Origin of the sequence: Bacillus marasmi, assembly GCF_902168435.1 — a bacterium.
GTDB classification, from domain to species: Bacteria; Bacillota; Bacilli; order Bacillales; family Cytobacillaceae; genus Bacillus_BU; species Bacillus_BU marasmi.
On sequence record NZ_LR656175.1, the window covers coordinates 74,452 to 87,579 of the forward strand.

General features: G+C 42.3%; 12 protein-coding genes. 3 read left to right on the forward strand and 9 right to left on the reverse strand.

Annotation, left to right across the window (positions count from 1 at the left end):
* Nucleotides 1-564 precede the first annotated feature (564 nt).
* The 4 genes from argS to speE all read right to left on the reverse strand — a co-directional run bounded on the left by argS (nucleotide 565) and on the right by speE (nucleotide 4,787).
* Nucleotides 565-2,235 carry an arginine--tRNA ligase gene (gene argS / locus FXW34_RS16030; RefSeq protein WP_147535019.1) on the reverse strand — a complete coding sequence of 557 codons (1,671 nt, stop codon included), beginning with the start codon at nucleotides 2,233-2,235 and terminating at the stop codon, nucleotides 565-567.
* Nucleotides 2,232-2,696: a YwiB family protein gene (locus FXW34_RS16035; protein ID WP_187118987.1), complete on the reverse strand. Its 465-nt coding sequence runs from the start codon at nucleotides 2,694-2,696 to the stop codon at nucleotides 2,232-2,234. The genes argS and FXW34_RS16035 overlap by 4 nt, the downstream gene beginning before the upstream one ends.
* Nucleotides 2,697-3,002: 306 nt before the next feature.
* On the reverse strand, nucleotides 3,003-3,875 hold the full coding sequence (speB, locus tag FXW34_RS16040) for an agmatinase (RefSeq protein ID WP_147535021.1): 873 nt from the start codon (nucleotides 3,873-3,875) through the stop codon (nucleotides 3,003-3,005).
* A gap of 84 nt (nucleotides 3,876-3,959) precedes the next feature.
* The gene (speE, locus tag FXW34_RS16045; protein WP_147535022.1) at nucleotides 3,960-4,787 is read right to left on the reverse strand and encodes a spermidine synthase; all 828 of its coding nucleotides are present in this window, start codon (nucleotides 4,785-4,787) and stop codon (nucleotides 3,960-3,962) included.
* A gap of 274 nt (nucleotides 4,788-5,061) precedes the next feature.
* Between speE and FXW34_RS16050 the strand changes: the two genes are divergently transcribed.
* The gene (locus FXW34_RS16050) at nucleotides 5,062-7,140 is read left to right on the forward strand and encodes a transglycosylase domain-containing protein (RefSeq protein WP_147535023.1); all 2,079 of its coding nucleotides are present in this window, start codon (nucleotides 5,062-5,064) and stop codon (nucleotides 7,138-7,140) included.
* A 394-nt stretch (nucleotides 7,141-7,534) separates the two neighbouring features.
* Here FXW34_RS16050 and FXW34_RS16055 read toward each other — a convergent pair whose 3' ends face one another.
* Together FXW34_RS16055 and FXW34_RS16060 are read right to left on the reverse strand one after the other, a co-directional pair.
* Nucleotides 7,535-8,047, reverse strand: a complete 513-nt coding sequence (locus FXW34_RS16055; RefSeq protein ID WP_147535024.1) for a YwhD family protein — start codon at nucleotides 8,045-8,047, stop codon at nucleotides 7,535-7,537.
* A gap of 83 nt (nucleotides 8,048-8,130) precedes the next feature.
* Entirely contained in the window at nucleotides 8,131-8,796 is a 666-nt protein-coding gene (locus tag FXW34_RS16060) for a site-2 protease family protein (protein ID WP_147535025.1), read from the reverse strand.
* A gap of 176 nt (nucleotides 8,797-8,972) precedes the next feature.
* On the opposite strand from FXW34_RS16060, the gene FXW34_RS16065 reads away from it, so the two are divergent.
* On the forward strand, nucleotides 8,973-9,158 hold the full coding sequence (locus FXW34_RS16065; protein ID WP_147535026.1) for a 2-hydroxymuconate tautomerase: 186 nt from the start codon (nucleotides 8,973-8,975) through the stop codon (nucleotides 9,156-9,158).
* A gap of 50 nt (nucleotides 9,159-9,208) precedes the next feature.
* Here the strand turns inward: FXW34_RS16065 and FXW34_RS16070 are convergent, their stop codons facing one another.
* From FXW34_RS16070 to FXW34_RS16080, 3 genes are all read right to left on the reverse strand, one after another.
* On the reverse strand, nucleotides 9,209-9,715 hold the full coding sequence (locus FXW34_RS16070; RefSeq protein ID WP_147535027.1) for a YwgA family protein: 507 nt from the start codon (nucleotides 9,713-9,715) through the stop codon (nucleotides 9,209-9,211).
* 48 nt (nucleotides 9,716-9,763) lie between these two features.
* A complete protein-coding gene (locus FXW34_RS16075; RefSeq protein ID WP_147535028.1) occupies nucleotides 9,764-11,062 on the reverse strand; it encodes an HD domain-containing protein in 1,299 nt (432 codons plus the stop codon).
* Between the two features lie 234 nt (nucleotides 11,063-11,296).
* On the reverse strand, nucleotides 11,297-11,521 hold the full coding sequence (locus tag FXW34_RS16080) for a YuzB family protein (RefSeq protein ID WP_147535029.1): 225 nt from the start codon (nucleotides 11,519-11,521) through the stop codon (nucleotides 11,297-11,299).
* A gap of 429 nt (nucleotides 11,522-11,950) precedes the next feature.
* On the opposite strand from FXW34_RS16080, the gene FXW34_RS16085 reads away from it, so the two are divergent.
* The gene (locus FXW34_RS16085; protein WP_147535030.1) at nucleotides 11,951-12,766 is read left to right on the forward strand and encodes an RsfA family transcriptional regulator; all 816 of its coding nucleotides are present in this window, start codon (nucleotides 11,951-11,953) and stop codon (nucleotides 12,764-12,766) included.
* Nucleotides 12,767-13,128: the final 362 nt, after the last annotated feature.

Consider the following 13,128-nt stretch of genomic DNA (forward strand, 5'->3'; position numbering starts at 1 on the left):
TATATTATCCTACCATAAAGTTAGCATTCCCCGCTAGTGTTTGTACATGAATGAAAAAATTGCTATTTTGGAGAGGTAGTTAGTGATTCATTACCCTATTTGGGATTTTTCTGTGCTAGATGGGGCGATTAGATTCTATTCATTACTCTATTCTCAATTTTCACGGGCTAGATGGTGCGATTAATCCCTATTCATTACTCTATTCTCGATTTTCACGCGCTAGATGGTGCGATTACACTCTATTCATTACTCTATTCTCAATTTTCACGGGCTAGATGGTGCGATTAGACTCTATTCATTACCCTAAGTCGGCTTTTCTCGGGCTAGATGGTGCGATTACACCCTATTCATTACTCTATTCTCGTTTTTCACGGGCTAGGTGGTGCGATTAGACTCTATTCATTACTCTAAGTCGGCTTTTCTCGGGCTAGATGGGGCGATTAGACTCTATTCATTACTCTAAGTCGGCTTTTCACGGGCTAGATGGGGCGATTACCACACTAAAACCAACATAAAAAAACTACCCAAGTTTTTCCAACTTGAGTAGCTTTGTTTTAATACCTTTTACATTTTTTCTGGTGCGGATACGCCGATTAGCGCTAACGCGTTGCGAAGTGTAATTTGGACTGATTTTACTAAAGCAAGACGAGCCTCAGTTTTTTGTTTATTTTCTGGATCAAGCACCTTTTCAGCATTGTAGAAGCTATGGAACGCAGATGCTAGGTCATAAATATAGTTCGTGATGCGGTGCGGCATGCGTTTTTGTGCAGCCTCAGCTACCGCCTGTGGGAATTCACCAAGCTTTTTCAAGAGCTCGATTTCCTTCTCTGCACCGATTAAAGAGTAATCCGGTGCGTCACTAGAACTTAAGCCCTGCTCCTCGCCTTGACGAAGGATGCTCGAAATTCGAGCATGGGCATATTGCGCATAGTAAACAGGGTTTTCATTGGATTGCGATACCGCTAAATCCAAATCGAAATCTAAATGAGTATCGGCTGAACGCATTGCGAAGAAGTAACGAACTGCATCTAAGCCAACCTCTTCTACCAACTCACGCATCGTTACCGCTTTACCGGTACGCTTACTCATTTTCATTTTTTCACCGTTTTTATACAGGTGAACGAGCTGGATAATTTCTACCTCTAAAGCCTCGCGGTCATAGCCAAGCGCTTCAATCGCTGCTTTCATACGCGGAATGTAACCGTGGTGGTCAGCACCCCAAATATTGATTAATTTTTCAAAGCCGCGCTCAAGCTTGTCCTTATGGTAGGCGATATCAGGTGTTAAGTAAGTATAAGAGCCATCTTGCTTAATAAGCACGCGGTCTTTATCATCACCCATTGGCGTTGTACGGAGCCAAGTTGCGCCGTCCTCTTCATAGATGTGGCCGTTATCTCTTAACGTTTTTAACGCAGTATCGATTTTTCCGTTGTTGTAAAGCGATGTTTCTGAATACCAAACATCAAAACGAACTCGGAAGTTTTCAAGATCCTGTTTTAATTTTTCCATTTCGTACTTTAAGCCATATTCGCGGAATGTGTCGAAACGTTCTTGATCACTTAATGCGACGAACTTGTCACCAAATTCCTCAGCAAGGCGCTTCCCGATTCCAATAATGTCAGCGCCGTGGTAGCCATCCTCCGGCATTGGCTTGTCGATGCCTAATGCTTGGAAATAGCGCGCGTCAACAGAAAGGGCAAGATTATTGATTTGGTTACCAGCGTCATTGATGTAGTATTCACGGGATACATCATAGCCAGCTAGGCTTAAAATATTGCAAAGTGAGTCGCCGACTGCAGCACCACGAGCATGACCAAGATGTAGGTCGCCAGTAGGGTTGGCAGACACGAACTCAACCTGGACTTTTTGGTGGTTGCCGACGGTCGTTGCACCGTATTTCGGTCCTGCCTGTAAAATAGTTGGAATGAGCTCGGTTAAGTAGCTATTATTCATGTAAAAATTAATAAAGCCAGGTCCAGCAATTTCCATTTTTTCGATAGAAGCCTTCGATAAATCGAAGCTTTGGATAAGCTCCTCAGCAATCGCGCGCGGCGGCTTTTTCGCGAGGCGAGCTAATTGCATCGCCATATTCGTTGAGTAGTCACCATGAGATTTGTCTCTAGGTGTTTCTAAAATGACATCTGGAATATTTTCTTCAGTAGCAAGGTTCGCCCCAATGACGGCTTGCTTTATTGCTTCTTTAAGCTTCGTTTGAACTTGTTCTGCAATATTCATTTTCGTTCCTCCTTGTATTTGATTTCGAGATTGTATGTACCGGCAAGTGTTTCTTGCATCGATAAGTCGTATTTAAGTTTGATGGTTCCTTCGTTTGTATTGTTGTTGTGTTCATGTGCGAAGGATTTTGCTTCGGTGACGATTTCCATGTATCCATGCGGGGCATGGTAAGTGCCTGATACTGGTGTATTGGGTCGGAAAACCATGCGCATTTTAATAGCACCGTTTCGTAAAATCATCATTTCCCTGTCGTTGTGCGCGATTTTTACCGTGGTATTGACAGTTCCTGCCTCTAAAACCTCTTGATAGCGTAGATAGGACGCGGTCGCAGTGCGCTGATATTGACCAAATACGATGAGTTCATATTTTTCTGGTTCTGTGGATTCTGGATGGTATATGACTGTTTTTATGTATAGTTTCACAGGTATTTGAGTCTGTGATGCTCGGTGTTCTTCAGGCAACGGCAGCACTTCCTTTGTTGTTCATCTATTATAACCTTTTTAGTATAAGTTTACTGATTGGAAAGCGCAAGATTAGGGTTGATTTTTAAAAATAGTAATTTGAATTCGGTCGAAATGATGTTTACTTGCCAGATTAACCTGCTTACTTGCCGGAATTTTGATTTACTTGCCAAAATCCAGATTTACTTGCCATTTCCGCTCGAATACTTGCCAAAATCCAGATTTACTTGCCATTTCCGCTCGAATACTTGCTAAACTCATCAAAAAACGGAGACTGTATGTTCAGTCTCCGTTAGAACTAGGTTGCTATTTTATCCAGCCTAAAATCATTTCACGGATAAGCTTGCTTGCTGTGTTTGCTGTTTGTTCAGATGGATCATAGATTGGCGCAACTTCAACTAAATCGCCGCCGACAACGTTAACATCAGATTTAGCAATTTCATGGATTGAAGCGAGCAGCTCGCGTGAAGTGATACCGCCTGCATCAACAGTGCCTGTTCCAGGTGCGTGAGCTGGGTCAAGAACATCGATATCGATTGTTACGTAAACCGGACGGCCTGATAGCTCAGGAAGAATTTCCTTCAAAGGTTGGTGCACATCAAATTTAGAAATATGCATACCGACTTCTTTCGCCCACTCGAACTCTTCCTTCATTCCGGAACGGATACCGAATGAGTAAACGTTTTTAGGTCCGATGAGCTCGGCAGCCTTACGAATTGGTGTCGAGTGTGATAGCGGCTCGCCCTCGTAGCTTTCACGCAAATCTGTATGTGCGTCCATATGAATGATGGCTAGGTCTGGGTATTTCTTGTACATCGCTTTAATAACTGGCCATGTTACTAGATGTTCCCCACCCATTCCTAATGGAAACTTGCCATCAGCAAGAATTTTGTCTACAAACTCTTCAATTAAATCAATGCTTCTTTGCGGGTTTCCAAACGGAAGTGGAATATCACCAGCATCAAAATATTTTACTTCTTCAAGTTCGCGGTCTAAATAGGCGCTGTATTCTTCAAGACCTGGTGAAACCTCGCGAATTCTTGTTGGGCCGAAACGTGAGCCCGGGCGGTAGCTTACCGTCCAATCCATTGGCATTCCATAAAGGACCGCTTGGCTCTCCTCATAATTAGGATGACTCTTAATAAAAACATTCCCTTGATAAGCTTCATCAAAACGCATAAAAATGAATCCTCCTTCTCTCTTTGGGGACAGTCCCCCAGCACTTCACCGCAGCACCGCATCGGGGGACTGTCCCCCACTGCTTTACTGTGTTAAATCGTTCACGAATTTGGGCAGGACGAAGGCTGCTTTGTGAAGTTCTTTTGTATAGTATTTTGTTTGTATTTCGTGGAAGCGATCAACGCTGACTTCGAGCGGATCGTACTTCTTTGAACCAACCGTAAAGGCCCACATGCCGCTTGGGTAGGTTGGAATATTTGCTATGTATAGACGTGTAATCGGGAATATCTCACGGACATCCCTTTGAACATCGCGGATTAAATCCGCCTTGAACCATGGATTGTCAGATTGCGCGACAAATAGCCCGTCATCCTTCAAAGCCTTGGCAATCCCGGCATAGAAACCTTTCGTAAACAAGTTCACAGCCGGCCCCACTGGCTCAGTCGAATCCACCATGATGACGTCATATTCATTATCACTATTAGCAATATGCATAAAGCCATCATCGACCTGAACATTAACGCGCGGGTCATCTAGCATTCCAGCAATTTCAGGCAAGAACTTCTTCGAATATTCGATAACCTTTCCATCAATATCGACTAGCGTTGCCTTTTTGACACTTGGATGCTTCAATACTTCGCGAATCACCCCACCATCGCCACCGCCAACGACTAACACATTTTCAGGATTGGGATGGGTAAACAACGGAACATGTGCCACCATTTCGTGATAAACAAACTCATCGCGAACAGATGTCATCACCATTCCATCGAGCAAAAGCATATTGCCCCACTCTGCTGTTTCAACCATTTCGAGCTTTTGAAAATCAGTTTGTTCTGTATGTAAGGTACGTTCCACTTTCATGGTAATTCCAAAGTTTTCTGTTTGCTTCTCGGTAAACCAAAGCCCCATAAAACTCACCTCGTTATTCCCATTTTATGTTATTGTACCCAAACTCAAATTTTCAAACCTTAGAAAAGTATAGTAGAAACAAACGAAATTGCATAGTAAAAAGTTAGGGATTTTGTCGAAAAGTGACACAAAAATCCGTTCAACTAGCAAATTAATGTTTACCATTTTATGTTTAAAATACTACCAATTATTTCATACTACTAATATTGCTATCATTCTCTTACTAGGTTGATTTTTAACGACGAAGAAGAATTAAAAAGTGAGGTGACTTCAAATGGAATTAATGACAGACCATGGCTTCCGTAGGACGATTAAATATTTACGGGCGTTATTCATTATCAGCTTAATTGGCTTCACATTAATGATGCTGTTGTTCATTGGCGTATTAAGTTATGCCAAAATCCTTGGAGCACCGCCTCTAGTTGTCCCGCAATCGACGCTGTACTATGCCGACGATGGCTCAATCATCGGCGAAAGCAATTCCGGGCAAAAGCGTTATTGGCTGCCATTGGAAGAAATTTCACCAGCGTTTGTTGACGCAATTATTTCTATTGAAGATAAAAATTTTTACAATCATCATGGCTTTGATATTAAACGAATTGGTGGAGCTGTGCTCGCGGACATCAAGGCAATGGCGATGGTCCAAGGGGCCAGCACGATTTCGCAGCAATACTCTCGGAACTTATATTTAGATCATGGTAAGACGTGGAAACGAAAGCTAAACGAAGCGTTTTACACCATTCGTTTAGAAATGAACTATTCTAAGGATGAAATTTTAGAGGGCTATTTGAACACGATTTATTTCGGCAACGGCGCCTACGGTGTTCAAGCAGCAAGTCAGTATTATTTTGGAAAAAATGCTTCAGATTTAACGCTCGCTGAGGCTTCATTATTAGCTGGCGTACCTAAAGGTCCAGGCGTCTACTCACCGCTCGTCTCAATGGAAAATGCAAAAAAGCGGCAACAACTCATCCTAAACTCGATGGTCAACCATCAGCTCATTGATAAAAAGAAAGCTGAAGCTGCGGCGGCTGCGCCCATTAAGCTTGTCGGCAAACATCAGCATACGAAAACCGGAATTGCCCCGTATTTTCAAGACGCGGTTCGTCAACAATTAAAATCAGTATTGAACGTGGATGAAGGTACGATCGAACTCGGCGGGTTAAAAATTTATACTACCTTGAACTTGAAGCAGCAGGAGATCGCCGAAAAAACAATCGAAAAGCTGATTTCTGATGAGTCAGAAATTCAAGCGGGACTTGTGGCAATGAATCCAAAGAATGGCCATGTGAAAGCGATGGTCGGTGGCCGTAATTATCAAGAAAGTCCATTTAATCGGGCTGTTCAAGCGGTCCGGCAGCCAGGATCAACGATAAAACCACTCGTTTATTATGCAGCGCTCGAGCATGGTTTTACCCCATCGACAACGATGAAAAGCGAGCTGACAACGTTCCGATTTGAAAATAATCAACCTGAGTATACACCGCATAACTTCAATAATCTTTATGCGGAAAAAGAAATAACGATGGCTCAGGCACTTGCTGTTTCTGATAATGTCTTTGCTGTGAAGACTCATTTATTTTTAGGTGAGGACGCGCTTTCGGAAACGGCAAAGCGCTTTGGAATTCACTCGCCAATTGAAAGGGTGCCATCTGCGGCACTCGGAACTTCCGGAGTGCGAATGATTGAAATGGCCAACGCCTACAGCATTTTTGCCAATGGCGGCAAACAAGTGGAGCCAGTTTTGATTGAAAAAGTCGTCGACCGAGATGGACATATTCTTTTCAGCAAGGAAAAGCCGAGCAATCAGGCAATTAAACCTGAACTTGCCTATGTAATGACCCATATGATGACCGGAATGTTTGATAAAAAACTCAACGGCTATACAGGTGTGACTGGCAGCACCATTTCTAACAAAATGACGCGCCAATATGCCGGGAAATCAGGCACAACAGAATCTGATAGCTGGATGGTTGGCTACTCGCCACAGCTCGTTTCCGCAGTCTGGACTGGCTATGATAAAGGGAAGCCGCTCGAGCTGACCGTTGAGAAGTCTTATGCGAAGAATATTTGGATTAATTTTATGGAAGAAGCATTAGCGGATAAGCCTGTTAAGAAATTTAAGGCACCTAAAGGCGTCGTTGGTGTAAGTGTAGACCCTGAAAACGGTTTGCTCGCGACGAAGGATTGTCCGGTAAAAAGAAAGACTTATTTTGCAGCCGGCACCGAGCCTACAGAGTATTGTACGGATCATATTGCCGAGCATGAGGGCAAAAAGCAGAAAAATGGCAAGCAGCCTAAGCCTGCAGAAGGCAAGGATGACCCATGGTATAAACGGATATGGGGCTCATAGGCTTTTGGCCTCATGAGATCTTCATGAGTTCATTTCTTCGGATTTCCTACCTTGTTTTGAACTCATGAGGCCTTCATGAGTTCATTTCTTCGGATTTCCAATCTCGTTTTGAACTCACGAGCTCTTCATGAGTTCATTTCTTCGGATTTCCAATCTCGTTTTGAACTCATGAGCCCTTCATGAGTTCATTTCTTCGGATTTCCAATCTCGTTTTGAACTCATGAGCTCTTGATGAGTCATTTAAGTCCGTTTTAACACTATTTTTTTAGACAAAAAACCCCGAGACTTAAGGTCCCGGGGTTTTTCGTGTCCTAGCTTCACGTTTCTCGTAACGTTTACGATTAGTTTACAATTTTTATCCAAAACTCGCAAGTTATTTGTGCAAAAAAATTATTTATACAGAAAGGTCATTTTTGAGCTTATCTGAAGCTAATTTCCACATCTCTTCGTTATGATTTTGCAAAAATTTTGCTAGGATTTGCTTTGATTTTTCATCCATATGATCAACGATGATTTGGCGCTTCAAAGACTTATCCATGCGGTTAACATGCTCGGGTAATGATTTGTAGCCACGGCGGATTTCACGGTCCACTGTCATTTCGCAGGCTGTCACTCCAGCGTAATATGAACCTTCAGCTTTCTTGTCAATCGTCACCCAAACGAGCCAATAAGGCTTGCCATTTGGTACCTCGTCTCGATTAGCCAAGAATTTGATTCCCTTTTCAACGACGCTTCGAGCGTGCATGGCACCGACATCGACCTCTGCTACCCCTGCTTCAACGTCGATGATAACCGGTGAAATATTATCGAGGCTTAGCGTTCCGGCCCCATACCCACCGTGTCCTTTTGTTGGATCTTCCTTTTTGATAATGTTAAAGCCAATTGGCTTCTTTTTGTTTTCCTCCATCCTTATCCTCCTTTGTTCATGTGCGTGATAGATTGATTTCAGCCGCTTTAGGCGCAAAGCCGATGAGCTTCCACCTAATTATTTTACAAAAATAATCCAGAGAAGAAGCTATTTAAGCCGTTTGCGAAAAACGGAATGACTATGTTCATGATTGGATGAATCGTATAACGATCTAGCGGTGTAATGACTAAAATTAAAAAGATAATCGACCCGTACGATTCGTATTGTGTTAAGCGCGGGCGGACATTCGCAGGCACTAGATCCTCGATAATGCGATAACCGTCCAATGGTGGAAACGGCAATAAATTAAAGACAAATAACACCATGTTTAATTGAATAAATATGTTGAAGAAATCAAGCAAATTCATGCCAACTGTTTCGCCAAGTCCAACCTTTAGCATTCCGTACCAAACCAAGTAAGCGAGTGAAGCCAAGAGTAAATTGCTGAGCGGTCCGGCAATCGAAACGAGAATGCCGGCTAGGCGCGGGTTTTTGAAGAAGAAACGATTGACTGGCACAGGCCGAGCCCAGCCGAACCCTGCGATAAAAATCAGAATCGTTCCCAATGGATCTAAATGCTTCATCGGGTTCAATGTTAATCTGCCTTGATTTTTCGCAGTTGAGTCCCCGAATTTAAAGGCGACAAACGCATGAGCAAATTCATGCACGGAAAAAGCAATAATTAATGTAATGATGACATAGGGCAAATCGTGTAAAGAATACAGCAAAAATCGTTCTAATTGCTCCACTGAATCACTCCTTTTTAAAAAGTATAACTGAAACAGAATAAAATGTGAAAAATGATGGTTTAGTCCTTGCCTAAAGAGTGAAAATATGAAAAACTACATACGATATAGTAACGCTTTCATTAGCTTGAGACGTTGCTACCCAACATATGGGAAATACACAAAAGGAGAGAATACATATGCCATACGTAACTGTGAAAATGTTAGAAGGTCGTACTGAAGAGCAAAAAAGAGCTTTAGTAGAAAAGGTAACAGAAGCAGTAAGTGAAACAGCAAATGCTCCAAAGGAAAATATCGTTGTTTTTATCGAAGAAATGTCTAAAAATCATTACGCTGTTGCTGGAACTCGCTTAAGCGACAAATAATTCTTAATAGCGTTCATGCATATCATTACAAAACGAAAGCTAAGCACATTTTAGTGCTTAGCTTTTTCTGTTAGTGAAGCAATATAGTCATAGGCCTCATCAATTTCTTCAACGGTGTATCGCTGCTTACTTTTTAAAGTAAAGACCTTCTCCTCTACTTCCTCTTTTGGAAGATTATTAAAATATAAAACAGTTGAAACTAACTCCAAAAATCTAGCATTTTGACCATTCATATCGTTAAGACAGTCTGGAAGTGCTGGCATATTCACTTCATGGATGCTCAAAAACTCTTTACCTGCATCAGTCAACTGATAGCGATATTGATAGTAGCCGCCCTTTTTCTCTTTAATTTCATTAATAAAGCCCATATTGCACAGCTCTTCGACTCGCAAGGTTAATTCCTCAGAATATGGACCGTAAAAATGGAACTGGAACCGCTCTTGAAACGGGAACGAAATCTTTTTCGCGATATAGATCATTTTCTGCAACTTCTTCCGCCCGATAATTTCCCCGGAGACGGAAATAGCATGGATAATTTTTGCGTGGTCTTTTAACAAAACAAGTCAGCTCCTATTGTTCTTAGTGGAGATTTTATTATTCATCTATCACTGCTCAAGCAGTGCTTTGATTTGTTTTTTTATGTCAGCGTTTGAAGATAAATCGTCTATAATATCAGCTGGATAATAGAGCTTATGGTCCGTTCTTCTTTTTCCAGAAATCGCATCGACAATGTCTGATTCGCGCGACAGTTCGCGTAATTCACCTGATTTCCTTAAGAGGTGAATCGGCAGACGCTCCTCTTCTTCACCAGGCCGATAAAAATCATACGGCAAATCGGAAGAAGAATCAACGACCAAATAATAGTCAGGTTGTATTCCAGCCTCTTTAAAAAGCTCCGATAATTGGGTGAGCTTGCGATATTCCTTAGCTGGGTCAAATTCTACATATTTTAGCAAATTGCGATTCATAAATCGGCGCGCTAAATCACTGAGGATACCGTCTTCCTCTTCCTGCCATAATTGGAAATAAAACAGAATTACAGCCTCATCTAATTTTAAATAGTCTTCTAGCGTTACTTTATTTTCAAAAAAAGAAACAAAGTGTTTTGGCTCTGATTTGAACTCATAATCACTTTCATAAAGCTCTTTAGCTCGATGGAGGATTTTTGTTAAAATCACTTCCGCGCTGCGGGTAACTGGATGGAAATACACTTGCCAATACATTTGATAACGGCTCATGATGTAATCCTCAACTGCGTGCATTCCGCTATGCTTGATGACAACCTGGTCCTCGCGAGGCCGCATCACGCGCAGGATCCGCTCCATATCAAAATGGCCATAGCTTACCCCTGTAAAATAGGCATCACGCTGCAAGTAGTCCATGCGGTCCGCATCAATTTGACTTGAAATCAAGCTAACAACTAGCTTGCTTGAATACGTTTTGGCTATGACTTCAGCAACTTTAGCCGGAAAATTAGGATGAACTTTGGTCAACACCTGGTTTACTTCTGTATCCCCTAAAATAATTGCTCTCGTAAACTCTTCGTGATCAAAATCAAATACCTTTTCAAAAGAATGCGAGAATGGACCGTGCCCTAAATCGTGTAACAGCGCTGCGCATAATGACAGCAACCGTTCATCTGGATTCCACTCCGGTCTACCTTCGAACACGTTATCGATAATTCTCCGGATAATTTCATAAACACCGAGCGAGTGGTTGAAACGGCTATGCTCGGCACCATGGAAGGTTAAATAAGTGGTTCCTAACTGCTTAATTCTCCGCAATCGTTGAAATTCCTTAGTACCAATCAAGTCCCAAATTACTTTGTCCCGTACATGTACATAGCGGTGAACGGGATCCTTGAATACCTTTTCCTCATTTAATTTCTCCGCTGCATACTCCATGATTGACCCCTTTTCTTAGTGTAGCGCCCCTTTATGAGCACCATCCGCTTTTCAAAATAACATATTACCATTATATCCCGTTTTATTGCCCAATTCACGAATGTTTCAGTGACAATTTTTTATATAATTTGAAAATAAAAATCACCCCAGATTCATGAATCGAAGGTGATTTTGGACACGTCGAGCACCTGCGCCTAGCGACTAGTGGACTCCGCTAAACTTGCGCTTCGTTATTTATTTTTTCAGCTTTGCTTCAATTTTTTCTATTAGTGAATCCTCTGAGAGTGCCGCTACTGGCCGATTATTGACAAACGCAAAGGTTTTCTTCCGACCGGGACCGCAATAGGATTGACAGCCAATTTTAATATCTGCATCTGGATCTATTTTCTTCAATCGTGGAATAAGCGTTTTTGTGTTTACTGCCTGACAATCGTCGCAAACACGAAATTCGTTTGCCATTTAGGACAACCCTTTCTTCACTCTATATTTAAGAAAAGCGCAAGTCGCTTAGGCTTCGGCGACAAGCATAAGACGAGACCTGCAGGAAATCCTGATTTCCGGAAGGGATTGGCTTATGACCTCGAGCCGATGGCGCCTTGCGCTAGACACTGTTTCAGTTCAAAATGTATTTTTTTATCCAAATAAATCTACCTATTAGGTCACATGTATTTTACAGTTTCTCCAACACATATGCAAGTAGCTTGGTTTTCCACAAAATTGGAAACTGTTGAGATTTTCGGTTACCTTATATTTCGGTTCCCTAAATACTATATGAAAATATTAACAAAAACTATTATCCTTTTATTCAATTTGTATATGACTTCAAATATTTGGGAAAGATATAAATACAATTTGAAATTTTATATTATTTTTCCGGGAGTTGAGGATATGAAAGTACGCCAAGATGCTTGGACGGACGAGAATGATTTATTACTAGCCGAAACTGTCTTAAGACATGTAAGAGAAGGAAGTACCCAGCTTAATGCCTTTGAAGAGGTAGGGGATAAATTAAATCGCACTTCTGCTGCATGCGGTTTCCGTTGGAACGCCGTTGTCCGTCATCAATATGAAAAAGCACTAGATTTAGCAAAAAAACAACGAAAGCAACGCCAGAGAGTACTAGGCAAGGATCAAGGTGGGAAGAAGAAGCTACTCTATACACCACCTGTTGTTCAGGTTAGTGAGCTTGAACCTGTCCTAATCGGCGCGAACGGCATGGAAATGGAAGAGTTTGCAAACGAGCTCCATGTTGGTGGAAGCGAAACTATTATTAGCCAAACCGGAACAAGCCAGCTCGAAAATCAAACTGAAACTGCGGCTGAGGAAGATTCACACATTCCCGCAGTACAAGTGCCTGTTACACGGCGGTTAACGATGCCGACACAGCCCGTTAGAACGATTACAATGGATATGGTCATTGCTTATTTACAAAGTTTTAACCATTCAAATTATCAGGTTGATATACTAAAAAGTGAGAATGAAAGATTAAAGCGTGAACTCGCTGACCTAAAAAAACATAACCAAGAGCTTCAAGGCAAAATCAATCATCTTGAACAGGATACCGAAACAATACAGGAAGACTACGAAACATTGATGAAAATCATGAATCGTGCCAGAAAGCTTGTCCTATTTGAAGAAGAGGAGCGTCCACAAACCACCTTCAAAATGGACCGGAATGGGAATCTTGAAAAGATGGCGGAGTAATCGAAATGCGGAGGCGGCTTGCCCAGCCCCGACAAGCTTAAGACGAGCTGGCCGAAAGGTCGCACTTTGACCTTTTGGACAGATTGGCTTAAGACCTCGAGGGGCTAGCCGCCGCAGCTAGACATATCGAAAAGCGGAAGGCGCCCGTTTATCGGCGACAAGCATAAGGCGAGCAGGCCGAAAGGTTGTTCTTTACCTTTTGGACTGATTGACTTATGACCTCGAGCCGATGGCGCCTGCAGCTAGACATATCGAAATGCGAAGGCGGCTTGCCCAGCCCCGACAAGCGCTGGAGGGCAAGCGGATGAAGTTTGCATTTTGACTTCATCTGATTGACCGAAGCGACTCGAGGGGTTAGCCGC

Excerpts from the sequence above, each read along its gene's own strand:
- argS (WP_147535019.1), bottom strand. The coding sequence starts at position 2,235 with ATGAATATTGCAGAACAAGTTCAAACGAAGCTTAAAGAAGCAATAAAG.
- speB (WP_147535021.1), bottom strand. The coding sequence starts at position 3,875 with ATGCGTTTTGATGAAGCTTATCAAGGGAATGTTTTTATTAAGAGTCAT.
- speE (WP_147535022.1), bottom strand. The coding sequence starts at position 4,787 with ATGGGGCTTTGGTTTACCGAGAAGCAAACAGAAAACTTTGGAATTACC.
- FXW34_RS16050 (WP_147535023.1), top strand. The coding sequence starts at position 5,062 with ATGGAATTAATGACAGACCATGGCTTCCGTAGGACGATTAAATATTTA.
- FXW34_RS16055 (WP_147535024.1), bottom strand. The coding sequence starts at position 8,047 with ATGGAGGAAAACAAAAAGAAGCCAATTGGCTTTAACATTATCAAAAAG.
- FXW34_RS16065 (WP_147535026.1), top strand. The coding sequence starts at position 8,973 with ATGCCATACGTAACTGTGAAAATGTTAGAAGGTCGTACTGAAGAGCAA.
- FXW34_RS16075 (WP_147535028.1), bottom strand. The coding sequence starts at position 11,062 with ATGGAGTATGCAGCGGAGAAATTAAATGAGGAAAAGGTATTCAAGGAT.
- FXW34_RS16080 (WP_147535029.1), bottom strand. The coding sequence starts at position 11,521 with ATGGCAAACGAATTTCGTGTTTGCGACGATTGTCAGGCAGTAAACACA.
- FXW34_RS16085 (WP_147535030.1), top strand. The coding sequence starts at position 11,951 with ATGAAAGTACGCCAAGATGCTTGGACGGACGAGAATGATTTATTACTA.